Raw genomic sequence first — 21,023 nt, 5'->3', positions numbered from 1 at the left:
GCGCAAGGCCAGCCCGAACCATATCAGGCCCGAACCGGTGTCAGGCCCGAACCGGTGTCAGGCGAAGCGGAGGAGCTTCACCGTCTTGACGCCTGCCAGCTTGCAGATGTCGTTGAGGACGGTTTCATTGACCACGCCGTCGACCGACAGCAGCAGCACGGCTTCACCGCCCTGGTTGCGGCGGCCAAGGTGGAAGGTGCCGATGTTGACGTTCGCCTCGCCCAGAGTAGAGCCCAGGCGGCCGATGAAGCCCGGCGCGTCCTGGTTGACGATGTAGAGCATGTGCCCCGCAAGATCCGCCTCGACCTTGATCCCGAACAGTTCGACCAGGCGCGCCTGCGCATTGCCGAACAGCGTGCCGGCGACGGATTTGTCGCCGCCTTCGGTCTTCACGGTCACGCGCACCAGCGTCTGATAGTCGCCCTCACGGTCATGGCGCACTTCGCGCACGTCGAGGCCGCGTTCCTTCGCCAGGAAGGGCGCGTTGACCATGTTCACCGTGTCCGAATAGACGCGCATCAGCCCGGCCAGCACCGCGGCGGTGATCGGCTTCTGGTTGAGTTCGGCGGCATGGCCCTCGACCTCGACCGAGACGCTCTGGATGCGGTCGCCCTCAAGCTGGCCCACAAGGCTGCCCAGTTCTTCAGCCAGCGCCATATAGGGCTTGAGCTTCGGCGCTTCCTCCGCCGACAGGCTGGGCACGTTCAGCGCATTGGTGATGCCGCCGTCGAGCAGATAGTCGCTGAGCTGTTCCGCCACCTGGAGCGCGACATTGACCTGCGCTTCGTCGGTCGACGCGCCCAGATGCGGGGTGCAGATGAAGTTCGGCGTGCCGAACAGCGGCGATTCCTTCGCCGGCTCGGTCACGAACACATCGAGCGCGGCGCCAGCGACATGGCCCGAATCCAGCGCTTCCTTGAGCGCGGCTTCATCGATCAGGCCGCCGCGCGCGCAGTTGATGATGCGCACGCCCTTCTTCGTCTTGGCCAGATTTTCCTTGCTCAGGATGTTGCGGGTCTGGTCGGTCAGCGGCGTGTGCAGGGTAATGAAGTCCGCCTTCGCCAGCAGCGTGTCCAGATCGGCCTTTTCCACGCCCATTTCGACGGCGCGTTCCGGGGTCAGGAAGGGGTCGAAGGCGACGACCTTCATCTTGAGGCCCAGGGCGCGGCTGGCGACGATGGAACCGATATTGCCCGCGCCGATCAAGCCTAGCGTCTTGCCGGTGACTTCCACGCCCATGAAGCCGTTCTTCGGCCACAGGCCCTGCTGCGTCTGGGCATTGGCTTCGGGCAGCTGGCGGGCCAGCGCGAACATCAGCGCGATGGCGTGTTCGGCGGTGGTGATGGAATTGCCGAACGGCGTGTTCATGACGATCACGCCCTTGGACGAGGCGGCCGGGATGTCGACATTGTCGACGCCGATGCCGGCGCGGCCGATGACCTTCAGATTGGTGGCGTGGTCGAGAATGTCCTTCGTCACCTTGGTCGAGCTGCGGATGGCGAGGCCGTCATACTGGCCGATGATCGCCTTCAGCTCGTCCGGGGTCTTGCCGGTGATTTCGTCGACTTCGACGCCGCGCTCCCGGAAGATCGCGGCGGCGCGGGGGTCCATCTTGTCGCTGATGAGTACCTTGGGCATCTGTGTTTCCTTTGGAAATATGCCCGTCATCCCCGCGGAAGCGGGGACCCATCTCCCATAAGAAGCGTCAAGCGGGACGTTCAGGAGATGGGTTCCCGCCTGCGCGGGAATGACGGCTTCAAATAGAGATCAAGCAGCCTTGACCGTGGCGTAGGCCCAGTCGAGCCAAGGCCCCAGCGCTTCGATGTCGGCGGTCTCGACCGTCGCGCCGCACCAGATGCGCAGGCCCGCCGGGGCGTCGCGATAGCCCGCGACGTCATAGGCGGCGCCTTCCTTCTCCAGCAGGGCCGCGAAGCTCTTGATGAAGGCTTCGTCGGCGCCCTCGACCGTCAGGCAGACGCTGGTGGTCGAGCGGGAGGCGGGATCGGCGGCGAGATGGCCAAGCCAGTCGCGTTCCTCGACGATCCTGTTCAGCGCCGCCGCATTGGCGTTGCTGCGCGCGATCAGCCCGGAAAGGCCGCCGATCGACTTGCCCCATTCCAGCGCGAAGATCGCATCCTCGACCGCCAGCATGGAGGGGGTGTTGATCGTCTCGCCCTTGAACACGCCCTCGGCCAGCTTGCCCTTCGCCATCAGGCGGAAGACCTTGGGCAGCGGCCAGGCGGGGGTATAGGTTTCGAGGCGCTCGACCGCGCGGGGACCGAGGATCAGCACGCCATGGCCGCCCTCGCCGCCCAGCACCTTCTGCCAGGAGAAGGTGGCGACGTCGATCTTGGTCCAGTCGATCTCATAGGCGAAGACCGCGCTGGTGGCGTCGGCGAAGGTCAGGCCTTCGCGGTCGGCCGGAATCCAGTCGGCGTTCGGCACGCGCACGCCGGAGGTGGTGCCGTTCCAGGTGAACAGCACGTCATGCGCGAAGTTCACACCGTTCAGGTCGGGCAATTGGCCATAGTCGGCGCGGATGATCGTCGGATCGAGCTTCAACTGCTTGGCGGCGTCCGTCACCCAGCCCTCGCCGAAGCTTTCCCAGGCGAGCGTCGTCACCGGGCGGGCGCCCAGCATCGTCCACATCGCCATTTCGAAGGCGCCGGTGTCGGAACCGGGGACGATGCCGATGCGGTGGGTTTCGGGCAGGTTCAGCAGCTCGCGCATCAGGTCGATGCAATAAGCGAGGCGGGTCTTGCCGATCTTGGCGCGGTGCGAGCGGCCGAGGGAGTCGGCGCTCAGCTTGTCGGCGCTCCAGCCCGGAGGCTTGGCGCAGGGACCGGAAGAGAAATAGGGGCGCTCGGGTTTCTTGGCCGGACGGTTGGCGGGCTTTTCAGCAGGCGCAAGGGTGGCGTCAACGGCAGTCAGGTCAGTCATGTAATGCGTCTCCTTACAGAGAGCACGCGCGGCGTTGGGACCGCGTGGCCCGCTGGCCGCCCTAAAGTCTCCGGCCAAAGAGTCAAGTTGAATGTCTGGACGCGATGAACCGAGCATGCCGTTAACCCTTGGGCCAGCCGGACGTGGTAAATGGTCCCGTCATGATCGAGCGGGTTAGGGGGAAAGCGATTTTTCGCGGCCTGGCGCTGGCGGCCGCAGCGGCTGCCGCGCTGACGCTGGCAGGCTGCGGCGGCGACCTCGTCCCGCGCGGCCGGGTGGAACGCCCGGCAAGGCCCGCGAAGACCGCCCGGCCGGCCGCCCCGCCGCCCATGGAAGTGCGGCAGTGCATGGCGAAGCTGCAATCGCAATCCGTCCTCTTCACGCCCCTTCCGGACCAGAATTTCGGCGGCGGGTGCAGCGCCTATGGCAGCGTCAAGCTGCTCGACATCGGCGTGCCCGCGACCAATCTGGGGGCGATGACCTGCAATCTGGCGGCCAATTTCGCGGCCTGGGCCCGCTTCGGCGTGCAGCCTGCCGCCCGGTTGATCCTGGGGGCGGAGGTCGAGAAGATCGAGACGTTCGGCACCTATAATTGCCGGCCGATCGCGGGCAGCGGCAAGCTGAGCGAACATGCCCACAGCAATGCGGTCGACGTGTCGGGATTCGTGCTGAGCGACGGGCGGCGCATCACCATCCAGAACGACTGGAACGGCGACCGGCGCGTCCGCCAGTTTCTGGAGATCATCCACGCCAGCGCCTGCAAGCGGTTCCGCACGGTGCTGAGCCCCGATTACAACGCCGCCCATCACGACCATTTTCACTTCGACATGGGCGGCCGCGGCGGCTTCTGCCGCTAAGCGGAAACAGACACGCGGCGGCTTCTGCCGCTGAGCGGAAACGGGAACGCGGCGGCTTTTGCCGCTAAGCGGAAACAGGCACGCGGCGGCTTTTGCCGCTGGGCGGGCGGAAGAAGCGGGCCGAACTTAACTGCATTTAATCTTAACCGCCTTGGCTTTGCCGCCTTGGCCGCCTACCTTGGTGAAAATGACCAGAAAAGAAATCGAAGAACGCAAATTCCGCCCCGCCCGTCAGGAAGCCGCCGACGCCCGCAAGGGGGTGGAAACACCGCAGACCAGCAGCGCCGCCTACCGCCTGGCCTTTCAGGACACCGAATTCCTGCTGCGGGAGGATTTGCGGCCGGTGCGGTTCCAACTGGAATTGCTGAAACCCCAATTGCTGATGGACGAGGCGAAGATCGAATCGACCTTCGTCTTCTACGGATCGGCGCGCATTCCCGAACCGGAGCAGGCGCAGGCGCGCATCGACGCCGCGACCACGCCCGAACAGCGGCGGATCGCGGAAAATCTGGGCAAAAAGGCGCGCTATTATGACGAGGCGCGCAAGCTGGCCCGGATCGCGGCGCAATATCCGGTGAACGAGGCGGGATGCCGCCATTTCGTCGTCTGCTCGGGCGGCGGCCCCTCGATCATGGAGGCGGCCAATCGCGGCGCCGACGATGTGGGCGCCGCCACCATCGGCATGAACATCGTGCTGCCCCATGAACAGGCGCCCAACCGCTTCGTCACGCCGGAGCTGAGCTTCCAGTTCCACTATTTCGCGCTGCGCAAGATGCATTTCCTGCTGCGGGCGCGGGCGCTGGCGGTGTTCCCCGGCGGCTTCGGCACGTTCGACGAGATGTTCGAACTGCTGACGCTGATCCAGACCGGCAAGATGAAGCCGATCCCGATCCTGCTGTTCGGGCGCGAATTCTGGACGCGCGTGGTGGATTTCGAGGCGCTGGCGGACGAAGGCGTGATCTCTCCGTCGGACCTCAACCTGCTGACCTGGGTGGAAACGGCCGAGGAAGCGTGGAAAGCGGTGCAGAGCTTTTACCAGGATTCGGAAGCGCCGGGCTGCGGGTGATGCGCGTCGCGCTCCTGCGCGCGCAGGAGCGTGGTCGGGATTGGCTGTCGGGAAGTAGGCCATGGCCCTTGCCCTGCCCGCCGCACGGGACTAGGGCCCGGCCATGCGCGCCGATCTCGCCCATGTCGACACCTGGATCTTCGATCTGGACAACACGCTCTACCCGGCGAAGGCGGACCTTTTCGCGCTGATCGACGTGAAGATGGGCGAGTTCATCCAGGGCCTGCTCGGCTGCGATCCGGTCGTCGCGAAGGAAACGCAGAAGCGCTATTTCCTGGAGCATGGCACCACCCTGTCCGGCCTGATGCACCATCATGGGATCGAGCCGCACGCCTTTCTGGACTATGTCCACGACATTTCCATGGACCGGCTGGAGGTGGACGAGGCGCTGAACGCCCATATCGCGGCGCTGCCGGGGCGGCGGCTGATCTTCACCAATGGCGACGGCGCCTATGCGACGCGGGTGCTCGACAAGCTGGGCCTGACCGGCGCGTTCGAGCTGATCCACGACATCCATGCCTGCCAATATGTGCCCAAGCCCGATCCGTCGGGCTATGCCGAACTGTGCCGGGTGCACCATGTGGAGCCGGGCCGCGCCGCCTTTTTTGAGGATATGGCCCGCAACCTGCGCCCGGCCAAGGCGATCGGCATGACCACCATCTGGGTCAATAACGGGTCCGAGGCGGGCAATCACGAGCATCATCCCGACTTCATCGACTTCGAAACCGACCATCTGACGCCGTTTCTGGCGGATATTTTTGGGGAGCAGCCATGAGCAACGAACTGATCGCGACCATCGACGCCGCCTGGGAGGACCGGGCCAATGTCAATCTCCAGACGCAGGGCGAGGTCCGTCAGGCGGTGGACAGGGCGCTTGCCCTGCTGGACAAGGGCGAACTGCGCGTGGCGGAGCCGGCCGCTGAAGGCTGGCAGGTCAATCAATGGGCGAAGAAGGCGGTGCTGCTGTCCTTCCGCCTCAACGACAATGTCATGATCGACAACGGGCCGGGCGCGGGCCACTGGTGGGACAAGGTGCCGAGCAAGTTCGCGGGTTGGGACGAGGCGGCCTTTCGCGCCGCCGGTTTCCGCGCGGTGCCGGGCTCGTTCGCCCGCGCGGGCGCGCATATCGCCAGGAATGTGATCCTGATGCCGAGCTTCGTGAATATCGGCGCCTTCGTCGATGAGGGCACGATGGTCGACACCTGGGTGACGGTGGGAAGCTGCGCGCAGATCGGCAAGAATGTCCATCTGTCGGGCGGGGTCGGCATCGGCGGCGTGCTGGAGCCGTTGCAGGCCGATCCGGTGATCATCGAGGACGACTGCTTCATCGGCGCGCGGTCCGAAGTCGTGGAGGGCGTGCGCATCGGCAAGGGTTCGGTGCTGTCGATGGGCGTGTTCATCGGCATGTCCACCAAGATCATCGACCGCGCCACGGGCGAAGTGTTCATCGGCGAAGTGCCGCCCTATTCGGTGGTCGTGCCCGGCTCGCTGCCCGGCAAGCCCCTGCCCGACGGGACGCCGGGGCCGAGCCTTTATTGCGCGGTGATCGTGAAGCGGGTCGACGCGCAGACGCGGTCGAAGACCGGGATCAACGAGCTGCTGCGGGATTGAAGGCACATCGTCATTCCGCCCAGGCGGGCCTGCGAAGCGCGATTTCCTGCGCGCCGGTGCTCGGAAATCACGCTTCTCGGCTCCATCTGAACGAAATGGCGACGTCCCTTTAGACTCTCTGGATAGAAGTGGCATGAACGCCTAAATAAGCCCCCATGCCGCCATCCACGCCCGACAATTCGCCTCTGCCGCCCGTCTGGGCGACGATGCGGCGCTTCTTTCCCTATCTCTGGCCGGCCGACGCCCCGGCCCTGCGGCGGCGCGTCGCCGTTGCCATGGCGCTGGTGCTGGTGGCGAAGGTCGTCAGCCTTGCCATGCCCTTCGCCTATAAGGGCGCGATCGACCGCATGGCGCCGGGCATGGAATCCGGCGCGGGCCTCGCCATCGCCTTGGTCGTCGCCTATGCGGGCGCGCGCTTCGGCAGCGTGCTGTTCGACAATCTGCGCAACGCCATTTTCGAGCGGGTCGGGCAGGAAGCCGGACGGCGGCTGGCCGACGATGTGTTCGTCCACCTGCACCGGCTGTCGCTGCGCTTCCATCTCGACCGGCGTACCGGCGCCGTCACCAAGATCGTGGAGCGCGGCACCAAGAGCATCGATACGATGCTCTATTTCCTGCTGTTCAACATCGCGCCGACGGTGCTGGAACTGGCGGCGGTCTGCGTCATTTTCTTCGTGAAGTTCGGAGCTGGGCTGGTCGCGGCGACGCTGGCGATGGTGGCGCTCTATATCTGGTTCACCCGGACCATCACCGAATGGCGCAACCAGCTTCGGCGCGACATGGTGGACATGGACACCAATGCGGTCGCCCATGCCGTCGATAGCCTGCTGAATTTCGAGACGGTCAAATATTTCGGCGCGGAGGAGCGCGAAGCCACCCGTTACGGCAAGGCGATGCGGCGGTACGCCGACGCGGCGGTGAAGTCGGAAAACAGCCTTGCGTGGCTTAACATCGGCCAGTCGCTGATCACCAACCTGATGATGGCGGGGGCGATGGGCTACACCGTCTGGGGGTGGAGCCACGGGCAGTTCTCGACCGGCGACGTAGTGCTGGTGAACACGCTGCTGAGCCAGCTTTTCCGGCCGCTCGACCTGTTGGGCATGGTCTATCGCACCATCCGCCAGGGGCTGATCGACATGGAGGCGATGTACAGGCTGATCGACACGCAGGCGGAGATCGGCGACGCGCCGGACGCCCCGATGCTGCATGTGGAGGCGGGCGAGGTGCGCTTCGACCATGTGCATTTCGGCTATGATCCGGAGCGGGAGATATTGCACGGGGTGAGCTTCACCGTGCCCGCCGGCAGGACATTGGCGATTGTGGGGCCTTCGGGCGCGGGCAAGTCCACCATCGCGCGGCTGCTGTTCCGTTTCTACGACATACAGGGCGGGCGGATCAGCATCGACGGTCAGGATATTGCCGCGGTGACGCAGCAGTCCCTGCGTTCAGCGATCGGCATCGTGCCGCAGGACATGGTGCTGTTCAACGATACGGTCGGCTATAATATCGGCTATGGGCGCGAGGGCGCGACGCAGGAAGAGATCGAGGCGGCGGCAAAGGCTGCGTCGATCCATGATTTCATCATGGGCCTGCCGCAGGGCTATGAGACGCGGGTGGGCGAGCGGGGATTGAAGCTTTCCGGCGGCGAAAAGCAGCGGGTGGCGATTGCGCGAACGTTGCTGAAGGACCCGCCGGTGCTGGTGCTGGACGAGGCGACCAGCGCACTCGACAGCCGGACCGAGACGGAGATTCAGGACGTGCTGCGCAGCATCGCGCGCAAGCGCACGACGCTGATCGTCGCGCACCGGCTTTCCACCGTGGTCGATGCCGATGAGATCATCGTCATGGAGAAGGGCCGCGTGGTCGAGCGCGGGCGGCATGGCGATCTGGTGCGGGCGGACGGGCTTTATGCGGCGATGTGGGCGCGGCATCTGCGCTGTTTTGCAACGGCTAAGTCAGAAGCTCGCTGCGCTCGCACCCACCCCTAACCCCTCCCGTTTACGGGAGGGGAATGTCTTGGATTGGCCAAATTCGGCCGTACCCCGTTCAACGCTCCTTGGTCGCGCTGAACTTGACCTTGGGGTGCCGCTCCTGCTGATAGCCGATGTCCCAGGCGCTCTTCGCCATGAAGACCAGGTTGCCGTCGCGATCCTTGGCCATATTGGCGCCGTTGAACGACACCAGGTCCCTGATCGCGGCGTCGTCCCCCGAAATCCATCGCGCCGTGTCGAAGGGCGAAGCCTCCAGCCCGGCCGCGACCTTATATTCCGCCTCCAGCCGGGAGATCAGCACGTCGAGCTGCAACTGCCCGACCACGCCGACGATCCAGTTCGATCCGATTTCCGGATAGAAGACCTGGATCACGCCCTCTTCGGACAGGTCATCCAGCGCCTTGCGGAGCTGCTTCGTCTTGGTCGGGTCCTTCAGCGCCACGCGCCGCAGGATTTCAGGCGCGAAGTTCGGCAGGCCGGTGAAGCGGACCCCGGCCTTCTCGCTCAGCGTATCGCCGACGCGCAGCGTCCCATGGTTGGGAATGCCGATGATGTCGCCCGGAAAGGCCTCGTCCGCAATCTCGCGGTCCTGCGCGAAGAAGAGGATCGGGGAATGCACGGCGATCGGCTTGCCGCTGCCGCTTGGCGTCAGCTTCATGCCCCGCCGGAACTTGCCCGAACAGAGCCGCATGAAGGCGATCCGGTCGCGATGCTGCGGGTCCATATTGGCCTGGACCTTGAAGATGAAGCCGGTGACTTCGCTATTCTCCGGCTCGACGGGCGCAGGCTCGGCGGGCTGGGCACGCGGCGGCGGCGCATGGGCGGCCAGCGCGTCGATCAGTTCGGTCACGCCGAACAGCTTGAGCGCCGACCCGAAATAGACCGGCGTCAGGTCGCCATGGCGATAGGCGGCAAGGTCGAAATCGGCATAGCCGCCCACCGCCAGTTCCGCCTCCTCCCGCAGCCGCGCCAGCCCCTGTCCGGACAGATGCCCGGCCAGAGCATCATCGTCGATGCCGGAGAAGGAGGCTTCCTTCCCCTCAAATTCCTTGCTCGCGCCCGAAGGCTGGCGCAGGCGGTTCCGGGCGAAGTCGTAAATCCCCTCGAACTCGCCGCCCATGCCGACCGGCCAGCTCATCGGACACACGTCCAGCGCCAGCGCGTCCGCCACTTCATCCAGCAGGGCGAAGGCGTCGCGCCCTTCACGATCCACCTTGTTGACGAAGGTGATGATGGGGACGTTGCGCAGCCGGCACACCTCGAACAGCTTGCGCGTCTGCGGCTCGATGCCCTTGGCGGCGTCGATCACCATCACGGCCGAGTCCACCGCCGTCAGCGTGCGATAGGTGTCCTCGGAAAAATCCTCGTGCCCCGGCGTGTCGAGCAGGTTGAACGTCACCCCGTCGCGTTCGAAGGTCATGACGGAGCTGGTCACGGAAATGCCGCGCTGCTGCTCGATCTTCATCCAGTCGGACCGCGCGCGCCGGTTCGCCCCGCGCGCCTTGACCTCCCCCGCCAGATGGATCGCGCCGCCTTCCAGCAGCAGCTTCTCGGTCAGCGTGGTCTTGCCCGCGTCAGGGTGCGAGATGATGGCGAAGGTACGGCGGGAAGGAATGCTCATGGGCGGCCCATATAGCGATTCTTTGCCGCCGCGCCAGTAAGGCCGTTTTTGGAAGGCAACTCGAATTCAGCCGCCCACCACCGTCACGTCCATCCGGAAGGCCCGTTCCTTCCCCGGCGCCAGCCGCATGATCCCCTGCTTCTCCCAAACATCTCCGGTAAAACCCACCGGATCGGCCATCCCCGCCCAGGGTTCCACGCAAAGATAATGCGCCCCCGGCTTTTGCCACAGCCCCAGCCAGGGCGTATCGGGAAAATCGATCCTCAGCCCCTTGCCGCCCGGCACGCCCCAGAACAGGCTGCGGCTCTCCAGCCGGTCCCAGACCAGCGCGTCGCCCTCAAACATCGCATGGGTGGGCACCAGCACCTGGCCATCCACGGGTGAAGCAATGCTTTCCCGCGCGATCAGGCCCGGCTCGTCCCCCACCTTGCGGATCGGCGCGGGTTCCGCCTTCTCGAACAGCACCCGGTGATCCTCCGCCGCCCCGCCATAGGGCAGCGGCCATGCAAAGGCAGGATGATAGCCGAAGGAGAAGGGCAGGTCGCCCTCGCCGATATTGGCCACCGTCGCCTTCATCCGCAGCGCCGCTCCCTCGACCGCGAAGCGCATGTCCAGCCGGAAGTCGAAGGGATAGACCGCCCGCGTCTCCGCATCCGCCTCCAGCCGGAAGGTCACGGCCTCGCCGCTCCGCTCCACCAGCGCGAAAGCCCTGCGCCGCGCAAAGCCATGCTGCGGCATCGCGTAATCCTGCCCCTCGAAGCGATAGGCATCCCCGCGCGATCGCCCGACGAAGGGGAAGAGCAACGGCGCGTGTCCCGTCCACCAGCGCGGGTCCGCATCGGTCATCAACTCGCGCCCCTGCCGGTCCTTCAGCGACCAGAGCTCCGCCCCCAGCGGGTTGACGACGGCGCTCAGATCGCCTGAACCGATGGTGATGAATTCGTCCGCCATATGCTGCAATCTCCTTGCCGTCCGGCATAGAGCGATTTCCCGGCGACCGGAACCGACCGCCGGTCAGGAAATCGCGGAAAAGAAAGAGTCCGGAGCGGCCAGGCCGGCGCGGAACCACGCCCAGTCTCAAGGGGTTGAAGAAGCAGCAGGGAGAAATCGGATGAAATGGATCGGCGTGGCTGCGCTGCTGCTCTGTTCGACGGGCGCTCTGGCGCAGGAACAGGAGAAGAAGGACGACACGTTGAAGAAGGCGGGCACCATCGCGACCCAGCCCGCGCGGGATGTCGGCATCGACAAGGACAAGATTCCCGATGTGCTCCAGCAGGCGGTCGAAGACCCCTATAAGCGCCCGCCCTTGCGGAGCTGCAAGGCGCTCAAGACCTCGCTCGACGAACTCAACGCGGTGCTTGGCCCCGACTTCACCGTGGGGCAGAAGGCGAATGAGAACCGCACCGGCAAGATAGCCGAAGCCGTCGGCAAGACGATCGTCAATTCGATCATCCCCTTTCGCGGCCTCGTGCGGGAGATCAGCGGCGCCGCCCCTGCCGAGCGTCGTCTGGAAGCCGCCGTCACCGCCGGCATAGCCCGGCGCGGCTATTTGCGCGGCCTGGCCGACGCCAAGGGTTGCAAGATCATGAGTCCGCCGCCGACGGCGCAGGAAAAGGCCGACGAGCCGAAAAAATAAGCCATAGCGCGAAGACAGCCTCCGCCAGCACCGCCGCGATGTCCGCCTGAATCACCGTCGCGTCGGCCAGATCCGGCGCGATCAGCGCCATCAGGCGCGCCACCGCCTGTACCGAGCCGCCGAACATCAGCGCCGCGCCCAATGCGCGGGGAAACCGCCGCGAGCGGAAAGCCAGCAGACCGATCAGCAGCAGATACAGCCCCAGGAAGATGCGTGCGACGTGCTGAACCTGATCCCGCAGCAGCAGCGCCAGTTCCACGAGCGAATAGGTCTGCGCCATGCCGATGCCCGGATGCGGCGCCCAGTCCAGCAGGATGAGCGGCGCGATGGAGAGAAGGCTGCCTGCCCCCAGCGTCGCAATGCCGATGACGGAAAGCAAAGCCGCCATCCGCGCAACATGCCTCCCGCCCGGCGCGAACAGCGCATAAAGCAGTACGGTCGCCCCCAGCATGGCGCAGGCCATCGCCAGATCGGTCGCCTCCGCCGCGCGATAGGCCCAGGGAAAGTCCTTTATGTTCCGCGCCGTTTCCGGCCCGGAACCGGGCACGACCAGAGCGGCGCGGATCATGGCCTCACCCACGCCGCGCGCCGCCATGCCGCCGAGAAGGAAGAGACCGGCAAGCCGCGCTTTCCCCTCGATCCCGGCGAACAGCCTCATCCCCGCAGAGTGCCGCCCAGCTTTTCCGCCGCCTTCACCACGGCCGCGCTGATCGCGTCCAGCTCTTCCTGGGAAAAGCTCTTGTCGCCGGGTTGCAGCGTGATCTCGACGGCAAGGCTCTTCTTGCCCTCATCCACGCCGGGGCCGACGAAGACGTCGAACAGCCGCGCGTCAACGATCGCTTTCTTGTCCGCGTTCCTGACCGCACGGACCAGTGCGTCGGCTTCGACAGTCTGATCGACGAGGAACGCGAAATCGCGTTTCACCGCCTGCAAGGCTGGCGGCGCATAGGGCGGGCGCATGAAGCCGCTGGCCCGTCGGGCGGGGATCGCGTCGAGGAAGATCTCGCCCGCGACCACCGCGCCGGTCAGCCCGAACTGCCTGGCGAGGCTGGGATGCAGCACGCCGAACTCCGCCAGAACCGTTTTCGGCCCCAGCCGCAACGTGCCCGACTGGCCCGGATGATAGGCGCCCGAGGCCTCGCCGAAGCTCTGGAGATTGGCGACGGGCGCGCCCGCGGCGGTGAGCAGCGCGATCGCCTCGCCCTTGGCGTCGAAGGCGGAGAAGGGCTGCGCCTTCCCGGTCTGCCAGCCCCGCGCCACCTTCTCGCCCGCCAGCACGAAGCCGACGGTCGGCCGCTCCTTGTCCGCCAGATAGCGGCGGCCCAGTTCGAACAACCGCACCGAAGCCGCGCCGCGGTCCACATTCCGCCGCGTGGCCGAAAGCAGGCCGGGCAGCAGGGAGGGGCGCATGACCTTCAGATCCTCCGAAATCGGGTTGGCGAGGGTCCATGTCCCGCCGCCGACGGCAGCGGCCTCCCTCTCCGAAATGAAGGACCAGTTGACCGCTTCGGCCAGCCCACGCGCCGCCGCAGTCCGGCGCACGCGCCGTTCGATGGCCTGTTCCGGCGTGGCGGTCGGCTTGGCGACGCCGGGGGCGCGGGGCAGGGGGGTGGAGGGCACCTGATCCAGCCCGACGATGCGCACCACCTCCTCGACGATGTCGGGCCAGCCGTCGACATCACGCCGCCAGCTCGGCACCGTCACGGTCCATGTGGCAGGGGTCGTGACCGGCACGCCGTCCTGATATTCGAAGGTGGCGTCATTGCCTTCCACCTCGAATCCCAGGCTTTCAAGAATGCGTTTCTGCTCCGAATCCGCGACGTCGACGCCGGCGAGCGCCAGGCATTGCGCCGGATCGTAGGTCACGGTCTTCACGGCCAGCGGCGGACTGCCGGCGCGCGTCGCCTCGCTGGCGCCGCCGCCGCAGAGATGCGTCACCAGATAGGTCGCTATCGACAGGCCGTCGTCCAGGAAGGCCGGGTCCACCCCACGCTCGAACCGTCCGCGCGCGTCGCTGGTCAGCCCCAGCTTCTGCCCCGTCATCGCGATCCGTTCCGGCGTGAAATAGGCGCATTCGATCAGGACGTCGGTCGTGGCTTCCGTGGCGCCCGAATGCTCGCCGCCCATGATGCCGCCAATGTCGTGCACCGCTTCGTCGTCGGCGATCACGGTCATGCTCTCATCGACCGTGTAGGTCTTGCCGTTCAGCGCCAGCACCTGCTCGCCCGGCCTGCCGCGCCGCGCCACCAGCCCGCCCTTCAGCGTCGCCATGTCATAGACGTGCAGCGGCCGGCCCAGATCGATCATGATGTAATTGGTGATGTCGACCAGCGTGCTGATCGGCTTCTGCCCGATGGCCTTCAACTGCTTCGCCATCCATTCGGGCGAACTGCCGTTCTTCACGCCGCGCACCGTCCGGGCGAAGAAGGCGGGGCAGCCCTCCGCATCCTCGATCCGCACGTCCGGCCCGGGCCCGGCGGCCTCGATCGTCGGCACGATCAGCGCGTTCAGCGTGCCCAGCCCCGCCGCCGCCAGGTCGCGCGCGATGCCGCGCACGCCCATGCAGTCCTGCCGGTTGGGCGTGATCGACACGTCGATGACCGGATCGTCCAGCCCCGCCCATTCCGCATAGACCCTTCCCACCGGCGCATCGGCGCTGAGTTCGATGATCCCGTCATGATCCTCGCCCAGTTCCAGTTCCCGGAACGAGCACATCATGCCGTTGGATTCGACGCCGCGAATGGCGGTCTTTTTCAGCACCATGCCGTTGACCGGCACCACCGCGCCCTCGGTCCCGAACACGCCGACCAGGCCGGCGCGTGCATTGGGAGCGCCGCAGACCACCTGCAACGGGCCGTCGCCCGCATCCACGGTCAGCACCTGCAGCTTGTCCGCCTGCGGATGACGCTCCGCCGTCAGCACCTTCGCAATGCGGAAGGCGCCCAGCTTCTCCGCCGGATTCTCCACGCCCTCGACCTCAAGACCGATGTTCGTCAGCCCCTTGAGGATCGTCGGCAGGTCGGCATCGCTATTAAGATGCGTCTTGAGCCAGCTCAGCGTGAACTTCATGCGCCCACTCCCCCGCTCAAAGTGGGTACATCCAGCGCCGAAAAGCCATAATGTTTCAGCCAGCGCAGATCGCCGTCGAAGAAAGCGCGCAAGTCGTTCATCCCATATTTCAACATGGCGAGCCGGTCGACGCCCGTCCCGAAGGCAAAGCCCTGCCATTCATCCGGATCGAGCCCGCAGGCCTCGATCACCCGCCGGTTGACCATGCCGCTGCCCAGCACCTCCAGCCAGCCGCCGCCCGGCGCGTCGCCGTCGCCCCCGATCACCCGCTGGCCGTTCACCAGCGTATAGCCGACATCGACCTCCACCGAAGGTTCGGTGAAGGGGAAATAGCTGGGCCGCAGGCGCAGGACGATGTCGTCGCGCTCGAAAAAGGCCTTCAGGAAAGTCTCCAGCGTCCATTTGAGATGACCGAGCGTGATGCCCTTGTCGATCACCAGCCCCTCGATCTGATGGAACATCGGCGTATGCGTCGCGTCGCTGTCCGACCGATAGACGCGGCCCGGCGCGATGATGCGGATCGGCGGTTCGCCGTTCATCATGGTCCGGATCTGCACGGGGGAGGTGTGGGTGCGCAGCAGCATCTTCTTCCCGTCCCCATTCCCATCGGTGGTGTCGGGGAAGTAGAAAGTGTCGTGCATCGCCCGCGCCGGATGCGTCTCCGGAATGTTGAGCGCGGTGAAATTATGCCAGTCGTCCTCGATCTCCGGCCCCGTCGCCACGGAGAAGCCCAGATCGGCGAAAATCTCCGCCAGTTCATCCATCACCTGGCTGACCGGATGCACGGACCCCTGTGGACCGGTGTCGGCGGGCAGGGTCATGTCGATCTTCTCGGCCGCGAGCTTCGCATCGAGCGCCGCCTGCTCCAGCGCCGCCTTCCTTTCCGCCAGCGCCGCCGTCACGCTCTCCCGCAAATCCTGGATCGGGGGGCCTTTCTCCAGCCGCTCCTCCGGGCTCATCGGGCCCAGCGTCTTGAGCAACCCCGTCACCACGCCATTCTTGCCCAAGGCGCCGACCCGCAGCGCCTCCAGCGCGTCGAGCGTGTCGGCGGCGGCAATATCCGCGATCAAGCCGGCTTTCAGATTGGCAATCTCAGTCATCGAACGTCGTTCCACTTTCCCGTCATTCCCGCGAAAGCGGGAACCCATCTCCTGCCCTCTCGCGGAGGGGTTCAAAGCCGAAAGCCAGGGCCAGATCATCCCATTCGGGATTTCCAGCCTCGATCAGCTCGATCTTCCATTGCCTGTTCCATTTCTTGATCCGCTTTTCCCGCAATATCGCGCCATCGATCGCGTCATGCATTTCGAACCAGACAAGGCGCTTGACGCCGTAGTCGCTCGTGAAGCCTTCAATCAAGCCGTTTCGATGTTCGTATAGACGCTTTACAAGGTCGGAGGTAACGCCGGTGTACAGCGTCCCATTTCGGCGGCTCGCCAATATGTAGACCATTGGGCTGATTTCGCGTTTCATGCATTCCTCGGGAGATGGGTTCCCGCTTTCGCGGGAATGACGAGGTGGAAAAGCGGGGACTTACGCCCGCGCCCCCAGCAACGCCCCGCCGAAGCCGATGAACATCAACCCCGTTCCCCGGTTGAACAACCGCTGCCGGTTCGCGGGCGCCAGCCAGCGGGCGAGCTTCATGCCTCCCAGCGCATAGACGCACTGCCAGCCGAACTCGATGGCGACGAAGCTCGCCACCAATATGCCCAGCTGCACCGCAAAGGGCCGATCGGTATCGATGAACTGCGGAAACAGCGCGGCCGCGAAGATGATGAGCTTGGGATTGCTGAGGCCGGTGAGCAACCCGGTGCCATAGAGCGCCCGCAGCGATCGCGCCCGCGTGGCGCCCACCTCGCCTGCTTCACCCACCGGCGCGCGCCAGGCCTTGACGCCCAGCCAGATCAGATAGGCGACACCTGCATAGCGCAACCCGTCGAACAGGCGCGGAGAGGCTTTCAGCAACGCCCCCAGCCCCAGCGCGGAGGCGATCAGGCACAGCAGGATCGCGCTCATCAGCCCGGCCATGGTGGCAAGCGCCCGACGCGGGCCATGATGAATGCTCTGCGTCATCACATGCAGCATGTTCGGTCCCGGCGTGGCCGAGATCAGGAAAACCGCCGTGACATAAAGCCACCAGACATACAGCGACATGAGGGATATTCCTTCAATACCGTTCGGGATGAGCGAAGCCGAAGCAGCGCTTGAGCCTGGCGAAACCGTTCGCCTGCGGCTCAGCAGAACCTTCGACTTCGCCCAGGGTGAGCGGAGATGGGGGTTCACGCCAATCAAAAAGGGCGCCGAAGGCATCTGCCCCGGCGCCCCTTTGGACGATCTTGCGACCGTTCTAAGCTCAGGCCGCGGGCAGCGCAGCCTTCGCCTGGGCGATGATGGCGCTAAACGCCTCGCCTTCGTGCATCGCAATGTCGGCCAGGACCTTGCGGTCCAGATCCACGCCGGCCAGCTTCAGGCCGTGCATGAACTGCGAATAGGTCAGGCCCTCGGCGCGGACACCGGCGTTGATGCGCTGGATCCACAGGCCACGGAAGGTCCGCTTCTTGACCTTGCGGTCGCGATAGGCGTACTGGCCGGCCTTTTCGACGGCCTGACGGGCGATGCGGATCGTGTTCTTGCGACGGCCATAATAGCCCTTCGCCTGATCCAATATCCTCTTATGCTTCGCCTTGGTGGTCGTACCACGCTTGACACGTGCCATTGGTCAGCCCTCCCTTACTTCAGGCCATAGGGCGCCCAGAGGCGCACATGGGCCACGTCGGCGTCGGACATGACCGAGGTGCCGCGATTCTGGCGGATATATTTCGCATTGTGGCTGATCAGGCGGTGACGCTTGCCAGCGACGCCGTGCTTGACCTTGCCGGAAGCGGTGAACTTGAAGCGCTTCTTCACACCGCTCTTGGTCTTGAGCTTGGGCATTTTCGTCTCCTTTTCAAAGCGCGACGATTACGGGCAGCCACGGCAGCCCTAGTTAGCCGGGCGGTCCTTCCAAATATCGCGAAGGGCGGCCCATAGTCGGAAGCATCCCCGAACGCAAGCGATTCGGACCCAAAAAGGCGGATCGGCGTTGAACCGCCATGGCCGACGCCGATCCCCTCCGGCCGGACATGCCGGCAAGCCCCGATCGGCCGGATAGGCCGACAAGCGAAATGCCGCGCCCCCGCGGCACGGGCCATTATGTCCAGCGCGCCAGAGGGGGCTGGCGAAGGCTCCCCCTGCCGGTGCGCATCCTGCTCTGGATCGTCGGCATTCTCTTCGCGCTCTGGCTCATGCTCTTCATCACCAAGGGCCGCTTCCTCAAGCATCCCTTCGAACGGATGCTCGGCAACCGCCTTGAACGCGCCGTGCGCGTCGGCGGCGACTTCCAGCTCTATTTCGACCCAATCACCATCAAGTTCCGCGCCGAGCATATCGCCGTCGCCAATACGCCCTGGGCCAGCCGGCCCGCCTTTTTCCGCGCCGACCTGATCGATAGCCGGATCGCGCCCCTCAGCCTTCTCTTCGGGGACAAGTACAAGGTCCGCTGGCTCGAACTGCGCAATGCCGCCGCCGATCTGGAATGGTCGCGCGACGGCAGGAGCAACACATGGACCTTCGGCGATCCCGGCAGGAAGGGCGAGCCGCTCAACCTGCCGTTGATCCGCCGCGCCCTCCTGGCCGGTACGACGCTGCGCTATCGCGACCCCCGCATGCAGCTTGACGCCGACATCGGATTCGAGACGGTGAAGGCGCAGGACACCCGCTTTGCCAGCGACGTGCGCTTTTCCGGCACCGGCACGATGCGGGGCCGCCCCTTCAGGCTGCGCGGCGGCCTGCTCTCGCCCAACCAGACGGTGACGGGCGGCCGGAACAGGCTTGCCCTCCGGGCCGAGGCTGGCGCGACCGTGCTGGAGGTCAGCGGCACGCTTCCCGGCGCGACCGAGATCGAGGGGGCGGACCTGCGCCTGCTCACCCATGGCCCCAATCTTGCGCGGCTGTTCGATTTCCTGGGCGTCGCCATTCCCGAAACGCGCGCCTATCGCTTCACCTCCGCGCTGACCAAGGCTGGCGAGGAGTGGCGGTTCACCCATCTCAAGGGCCGTTTCGGCGACAGCGACCTGGCGGGGCGCATGACCGTGTCCCTGCCCGACGATCGCCTGCTGCTGAAGGCCGACCTCGCCACCCAAAGCCTCGACATCGTCGATGTCGGCCCCTTCATCGGCTATGACCCCCAGCGGCTGGAGAGGCAGGGCAAGGCGGGCGCGATCCAGACGGTGGGCGGCACGCCGCGCGTCCTGCCCGACGCGCCGCTGCGGGTGGAGGCGCTGCGCAATTTCGATGCGCGCGTCCGCTATGACGTCCGCCGGGTCCGCGCCGACAATCTGCCGGTGTCCAATATCGGCCTGACGCTCTCGCTCGACCGCAGCCTGCTCAGGCTGTCGCCGCTGACATTCGACATGTCGGGCGGTCATGTCAGTTCCGACATCAGCATCAATGCCCGGACAGAACCCGTTCGCACCAGCTACGACATCCGACTGTCGCCCACGCCTATGGGCAAGCTGCTTTCCCGCTGGGGCGTGGAGGAATCCGGCACCACCGGCACGATCAAGGCGCGCGTCCAGATGACCGGCCTCGGCAACACGCTGCACGATTCGCTCAGCACGTCCAACGGTCGCATCGCCGTGATCCTGCCGGCGGGCTCCATGTGGGCGCGCAACGTCCAACTGGCGGAACTCGACATCGGCACCTTCATCACCAAGATGTTCCAGAAGAAGCTGAAGGACCCGGTGGAGATCAATTGCGGCCTGATCGCCTTCACCGTGCGCAACGGCGTGGCCGCCGCCGATCCGATCATCATCGACACGCGCAAGAATGTGATGCTGGGCCGGGGCGGCTTCTCCTTCCGCAACGAAAGCCTGGACCTCGCCTTCCGCGCCGACGGCAAGAAGTTCAGCCTGTTCTCGGGTCAGTCGCCCGTCGGCATCACCGGATATTTCGCCAGGCCGGGCATCGACGTGATCAGCCCCGAACTGGTCGCGCGCGGCGGCGCGGCGGCGGCGCTCGGCATAGCCGCCACGCCGCTTGCCTCGGTGCTTGCCTTCGTCGATGTCGGGGATGCGAAGAGCGCCGCCTGCGGTCCGGTCCTTGCCGGCGCGACGGCCGCCGCCCAGCGCACCAAGGGCGGCAAGCCCCGCGACGATGTCGGCCGCGGCACCACGGCCAAGGATGAAGCCGGCAAGGGCAATGCCCGCGAAAATAAGAGCCAGAAGAAGAAATTCCTGGGCATCTTCTGATGCACTGGCGCCCTGCACCAATCGCGGGGTGCTGAGCGGCGACAGGCTAATTTCCCAGCTAACAGATCGCCGTCTGGGCTGGACGAGTAATACACCCACCTGAAATAATTAGCGCCCTAATGACCCTCATGCCCTTCGGCCAATGCCTCCAGCACGTCATCCAGCCGCGCGGCGTCGCCCAGCGCTATCACCTGACCGTCGCTGTCATGCGTGAGCGGTTCGCCGGTCCAGTCGCACATCCGCCCGCCCGCGCCCTCCACCACCGGCACCAGTGCCGCCAGATCGTGCAGCTTGAGACCCGCCTCGACCACGATGTCGACATGACCCGACGCGACCAGCCCATAATTATAGCAGTCCCCGCCCCAGACGGTGTCGCGGCACTGCCCCGCAAGGCGTGAGAAATGCTCGCCGCTGCAGCCCGGGAAAAGCTGCGGCGCGGTGGAGGCCAGGATCGCCTCGTCCAGGGCGCGGCAGGCGCGGGTGGTCACCGGCTTTCCGTTGAAGGTCGTCGGCTGCCCCATCATTCCCGCCCAGCGTTCCTCCGCAATGGGCTGGTCGATGATCCCGACGGTCGGCCAACCCGCCTGGGTCAGCGCGATCAGCGTGCCGAAGATCGGCCGCCCGGCGATGAAGCTGCGCGTACCGTCGATGGGATCGAGGATCCATACCCGTTCCGCATCCTCGCGGCTCGCGCCATATTCCTCCCCGATGATGCCGTCCTGCGGCCGTTCCTTCTCCAGGATCGCGCGGATTGCTGCCTCCGCGGCCCTGTCCGCCTCCGTCACGGGGGACTTGTCGGATTTGAATTCCATGTCGTAGCGCGCGCGGAAAAAGGGGCGGATCGCCGCGCGGGCGGCGTCGGCAAGGCGGTTGGCAAGGGCCAGATCGTCGCGGGTCGTCATGCCATGGGCCTAGAGCATTTTCCCGCCTGGCGGAACGGTCGACCG

Annotated in this window: 19 protein-coding genes; 7 read left to right on the top strand and 12 right to left on the bottom strand. The window is 65.7% G+C overall.

Going from position 1 to position 21,023, the window contains the following annotated elements:
• Positions 1–57: 57 nt before the first annotated feature.
• Together serA and K7W03_RS11065 are read right to left on the bottom strand one after the other, a co-directional pair.
• Positions 58–1,638 carry a phosphoglycerate dehydrogenase gene (serA, locus tag K7W03_RS11070; protein ID WP_025551844.1) on the bottom strand — a complete coding sequence of 527 codons (1,581 nt, stop codon included), beginning with the start codon at positions 1,636–1,638 and terminating at the stop codon, positions 58–60.
• Positions 1,639–1,767: 129 nt separating this feature from the next.
• A complete protein-coding gene (locus K7W03_RS11065) occupies positions 1,768–2,940 on the bottom strand; it encodes a phosphoserine transaminase (RefSeq protein ID WP_222886333.1) in 1,173 nt (390 codons plus the stop codon).
• Between the two features lie 161 nt (positions 2,941–3,101).
• Here K7W03_RS11065 and K7W03_RS11060 point away from each other — a divergent pair, with 161 nt between their 5' ends.
• The 5 genes from K7W03_RS11060 (at position 3,102) to K7W03_RS11040 (ending at position 8,462) form a co-directional block, all read left to right on the top strand.
• Positions 3,102–3,797, top strand: a complete 696-nt coding sequence (locus K7W03_RS11060) for an extensin family protein (RefSeq protein ID WP_044661234.1) — start codon at positions 3,102–3,104, stop codon at positions 3,795–3,797.
• 187 nt (positions 3,798–3,984) lie between these two features.
• Positions 3,985–4,863: an LOG family protein gene (locus K7W03_RS11055; protein WP_025551839.1), complete on the top strand. Its 879-nt coding sequence runs from the start codon at positions 3,985–3,987 to the stop codon at positions 4,861–4,863.
• A 103-nt stretch (positions 4,864–4,966) separates the two neighbouring features.
• Positions 4,967–5,638, top strand: a complete 672-nt coding sequence (locus K7W03_RS11050) for a pyrimidine 5'-nucleotidase (RefSeq protein ID WP_222886332.1) — start codon at positions 4,967–4,969, stop codon at positions 5,636–5,638.
• The gene (gene dapD, locus K7W03_RS11045) at positions 5,635–6,474 is read left to right on the top strand and encodes a 2,3,4,5-tetrahydropyridine-2,6-dicarboxylate N-succinyltransferase (RefSeq protein WP_099186397.1); all 840 of its coding nucleotides are present in this window, start codon (positions 5,635–5,637) and stop codon (positions 6,472–6,474) included. The genes K7W03_RS11050 and dapD overlap by 4 nt, the downstream gene beginning before the upstream one ends.
• 155 nt (positions 6,475–6,629) lie before the next feature.
• A complete protein-coding gene (locus K7W03_RS11040; protein ID WP_222886331.1) occupies positions 6,630–8,462 on the top strand; it encodes an ABCB family ABC transporter ATP-binding protein/permease in 1,833 nt (610 codons plus the stop codon).
• Between the two features lie 58 nt (positions 8,463–8,520).
• Here K7W03_RS11040 and K7W03_RS11035 read toward each other — a convergent pair whose 3' ends face one another.
• The gene (locus K7W03_RS11035) at positions 8,521–10,086 is read right to left on the bottom strand and encodes a peptide chain release factor 3 (RefSeq protein WP_044661177.1); all 1,566 of its coding nucleotides are present in this window, start codon (positions 10,084–10,086) and stop codon (positions 8,521–8,523) included.
• Between the two features lie 66 nt (positions 10,087–10,152).
• The gene (locus K7W03_RS11030; protein ID WP_137709662.1) at positions 10,153–11,037 is read right to left on the bottom strand and encodes an aldose 1-epimerase family protein; all 885 of its coding nucleotides are present in this window, start codon (positions 11,035–11,037) and stop codon (positions 10,153–10,155) included.
• Positions 11,038–11,197: 160 nt separating this feature from the next.
• Here K7W03_RS11030 and K7W03_RS11025 point away from each other — a divergent pair, with 160 nt between their 5' ends.
• Complete coding sequence (locus K7W03_RS11025; RefSeq protein WP_025548227.1) at positions 11,198–11,722, top strand: hypothetical protein; 525 nt, start codon at positions 11,198–11,200, stop codon at positions 11,720–11,722.
• On the opposite strand, the gene K7W03_RS11020 is transcribed toward K7W03_RS11025, so the two are convergent.
• The 7 genes from K7W03_RS11020 to rpmI all read right to left on the bottom strand — a co-directional run bounded on the left by K7W03_RS11020 (position 11,670) and on the right by rpmI (position 17,722).
• Positions 11,670–12,380, bottom strand: coding sequence for a DUF4386 domain-containing protein (locus K7W03_RS11020; protein WP_137709661.1), 711 nt, complete (start codon positions 12,378–12,380; stop codon positions 11,670–11,672). The genes K7W03_RS11025 and K7W03_RS11020 overlap by 53 nt on opposite strands.
• Positions 12,377–14,791, bottom strand: coding sequence for a phenylalanine--tRNA ligase subunit beta (gene pheT / locus K7W03_RS11015; RefSeq protein WP_222886330.1), 2,415 nt, complete (start codon positions 14,789–14,791; stop codon positions 12,377–12,379). Before pheT ends, K7W03_RS11020 begins: the two co-directional genes overlap by 4 nt.
• A complete protein-coding gene (pheS, locus tag K7W03_RS11010; RefSeq protein WP_025548230.1) occupies positions 14,788–15,891 on the bottom strand; it encodes a phenylalanine--tRNA ligase subunit alpha in 1,104 nt (367 codons plus the stop codon). Before pheS ends, pheT begins: the two co-directional genes overlap by 4 nt.
• A 22-nt stretch (positions 15,892–15,913) precedes the next feature.
• A complete protein-coding gene (locus K7W03_RS11005; protein WP_140042790.1) occupies positions 15,914–16,261 on the bottom strand; it encodes a GIY-YIG nuclease family protein in 348 nt (115 codons plus the stop codon).
• A gap of 60 nt (positions 16,262–16,321) precedes the next feature.
• The gene (locus K7W03_RS11000) at positions 16,322–16,942 is read right to left on the bottom strand and encodes a LysE family translocator (RefSeq protein WP_222886329.1); all 621 of its coding nucleotides are present in this window, start codon (positions 16,940–16,942) and stop codon (positions 16,322–16,324) included.
• A 199-nt stretch (positions 16,943–17,141) separates the two neighbouring features.
• Positions 17,142–17,504 (bottom strand): 50S ribosomal protein L20, encoded by a 363-nt coding sequence (gene rplT / locus K7W03_RS10995; protein ID WP_022682430.1) that lies wholly within the window; start codon positions 17,502–17,504, stop codon positions 17,142–17,144.
• Positions 17,505–17,518: 14 nt separating this feature from the next.
• Positions 17,519–17,722: a 50S ribosomal protein L35 gene (rpmI, locus tag K7W03_RS10990; protein WP_007689506.1), complete on the bottom strand. Its 204-nt coding sequence runs from the start codon at positions 17,720–17,722 to the stop codon at positions 17,519–17,521.
• 158 nt (positions 17,723–17,880) lie between these two features.
• Between rpmI and K7W03_RS10985 the strand changes: the two genes are divergently transcribed.
• On the top strand, positions 17,881–20,076 hold the full coding sequence (locus K7W03_RS10985; protein WP_222886328.1) for an AsmA family protein: 2,196 nt from the start codon (positions 17,881–17,883) through the stop codon (positions 20,074–20,076).
• Between the two features lie 116 nt (positions 20,077–20,192).
• Here the strand turns inward: K7W03_RS10985 and hisN are convergent, their stop codons facing one another.
• Positions 20,193–20,978 (bottom strand): histidinol-phosphatase, encoded by a 786-nt coding sequence (hisN, locus tag K7W03_RS10980; RefSeq protein ID WP_025548235.1) that lies wholly within the window; start codon positions 20,976–20,978, stop codon positions 20,193–20,195.
• Positions 20,979–21,023 lie beyond the last annotated feature (45 nt).

Source organism: Sphingobium sp. PNB (assembly GCF_019873065.1).
In the GTDB taxonomy this organism is placed as follows: domain Bacteria; phylum Pseudomonadota; class Alphaproteobacteria; order Sphingomonadales; family Sphingomonadaceae; genus Sphingobium; species Sphingobium fuliginis.
The sequence above is the reverse complement of the archived record's forward strand: the minus strand, read 5'-3'. Positions and strand labels throughout refer to the sequence as shown.

Coding starts and splice junctions, on each gene's coding strand:
- K7W03_RS11035 (WP_044661177.1), bottom strand. CDS start 10,086: ATGAGCATTCCTTCCCGCCGTACCTTCGCCATCATCTCGCACCCTGAC.
- rplT (WP_022682430.1), bottom strand. CDS start 17,504: ATGGCACGTGTCAAGCGTGGTACGACCACCAAGGCGAAGCATAAGAGG.
- K7W03_RS11065 (WP_222886333.1), bottom strand. CDS start 2,940: ATGACTGACCTGACTGCCGTTGACGCCACCCTTGCGCCTGCTGAAAAG.
- K7W03_RS11050 (WP_222886332.1), top strand. CDS start 4,967: ATGCGCGCCGATCTCGCCCATGTCGACACCTGGATCTTCGATCTGGAC.
- K7W03_RS11020 (WP_137709661.1), bottom strand. CDS start 12,380: ATGAGGCTGTTCGCCGGGATCGAGGGGAAAGCGCGGCTTGCCGGTCTC.
- dapD (WP_099186397.1), top strand. CDS start 5,635: ATGAGCAACGAACTGATCGCGACCATCGACGCCGCCTGGGAGGACCGG.
- K7W03_RS11040 (WP_222886331.1), top strand. CDS start 6,630: ATGCCGCCATCCACGCCCGACAATTCGCCTCTGCCGCCCGTCTGGGCG.
- K7W03_RS11030 (WP_137709662.1), bottom strand. CDS start 11,037: ATGGCGGACGAATTCATCACCATCGGTTCAGGCGATCTGAGCGCCGTC.
- K7W03_RS11060 (WP_044661234.1), top strand. CDS start 3,102: ATGATCGAGCGGGTTAGGGGGAAAGCGATTTTTCGCGGCCTGGCGCTG.
- pheS (WP_025548230.1), bottom strand. CDS start 15,891: ATGACTGAGATTGCCAATCTGAAAGCCGGCTTGATCGCGGATATTGCC.
- K7W03_RS11000 (WP_222886329.1), bottom strand. CDS start 16,942: ATGTCGCTGTATGTCTGGTGGCTTTATGTCACGGCGGTTTTCCTGATC.
- pheT (WP_222886330.1), bottom strand. CDS start 14,791: ATGAAGTTCACGCTGAGCTGGCTCAAGACGCATCTTAATAGCGATGCC.
- serA (WP_025551844.1), bottom strand. CDS start 1,638: ATGCCCAAGGTACTCATCAGCGACAAGATGGACCCCCGCGCCGCCGCG.
- K7W03_RS11055 (WP_025551839.1), top strand. CDS start 3,985: ATGACCAGAAAAGAAATCGAAGAACGCAAATTCCGCCCCGCCCGTCAG.
- K7W03_RS11005 (WP_140042790.1), bottom strand. CDS start 16,261: ATGAAACGCGAAATCAGCCCAATGGTCTACATATTGGCGAGCCGCCGA.
- K7W03_RS10985 (WP_222886328.1), top strand. CDS start 17,881: ATGGCCGACGCCGATCCCCTCCGGCCGGACATGCCGGCAAGCCCCGAT.
- K7W03_RS11025 (WP_025548227.1), top strand. CDS start 11,198: ATGAAATGGATCGGCGTGGCTGCGCTGCTGCTCTGTTCGACGGGCGCT.
- rpmI (WP_007689506.1), bottom strand. CDS start 17,722: ATGCCCAAGCTCAAGACCAAGAGCGGTGTGAAGAAGCGCTTCAAGTTC.
- hisN (WP_025548235.1), bottom strand. CDS start 20,978: ATGACGACCCGCGACGATCTGGCCCTTGCCAACCGCCTTGCCGACGCC.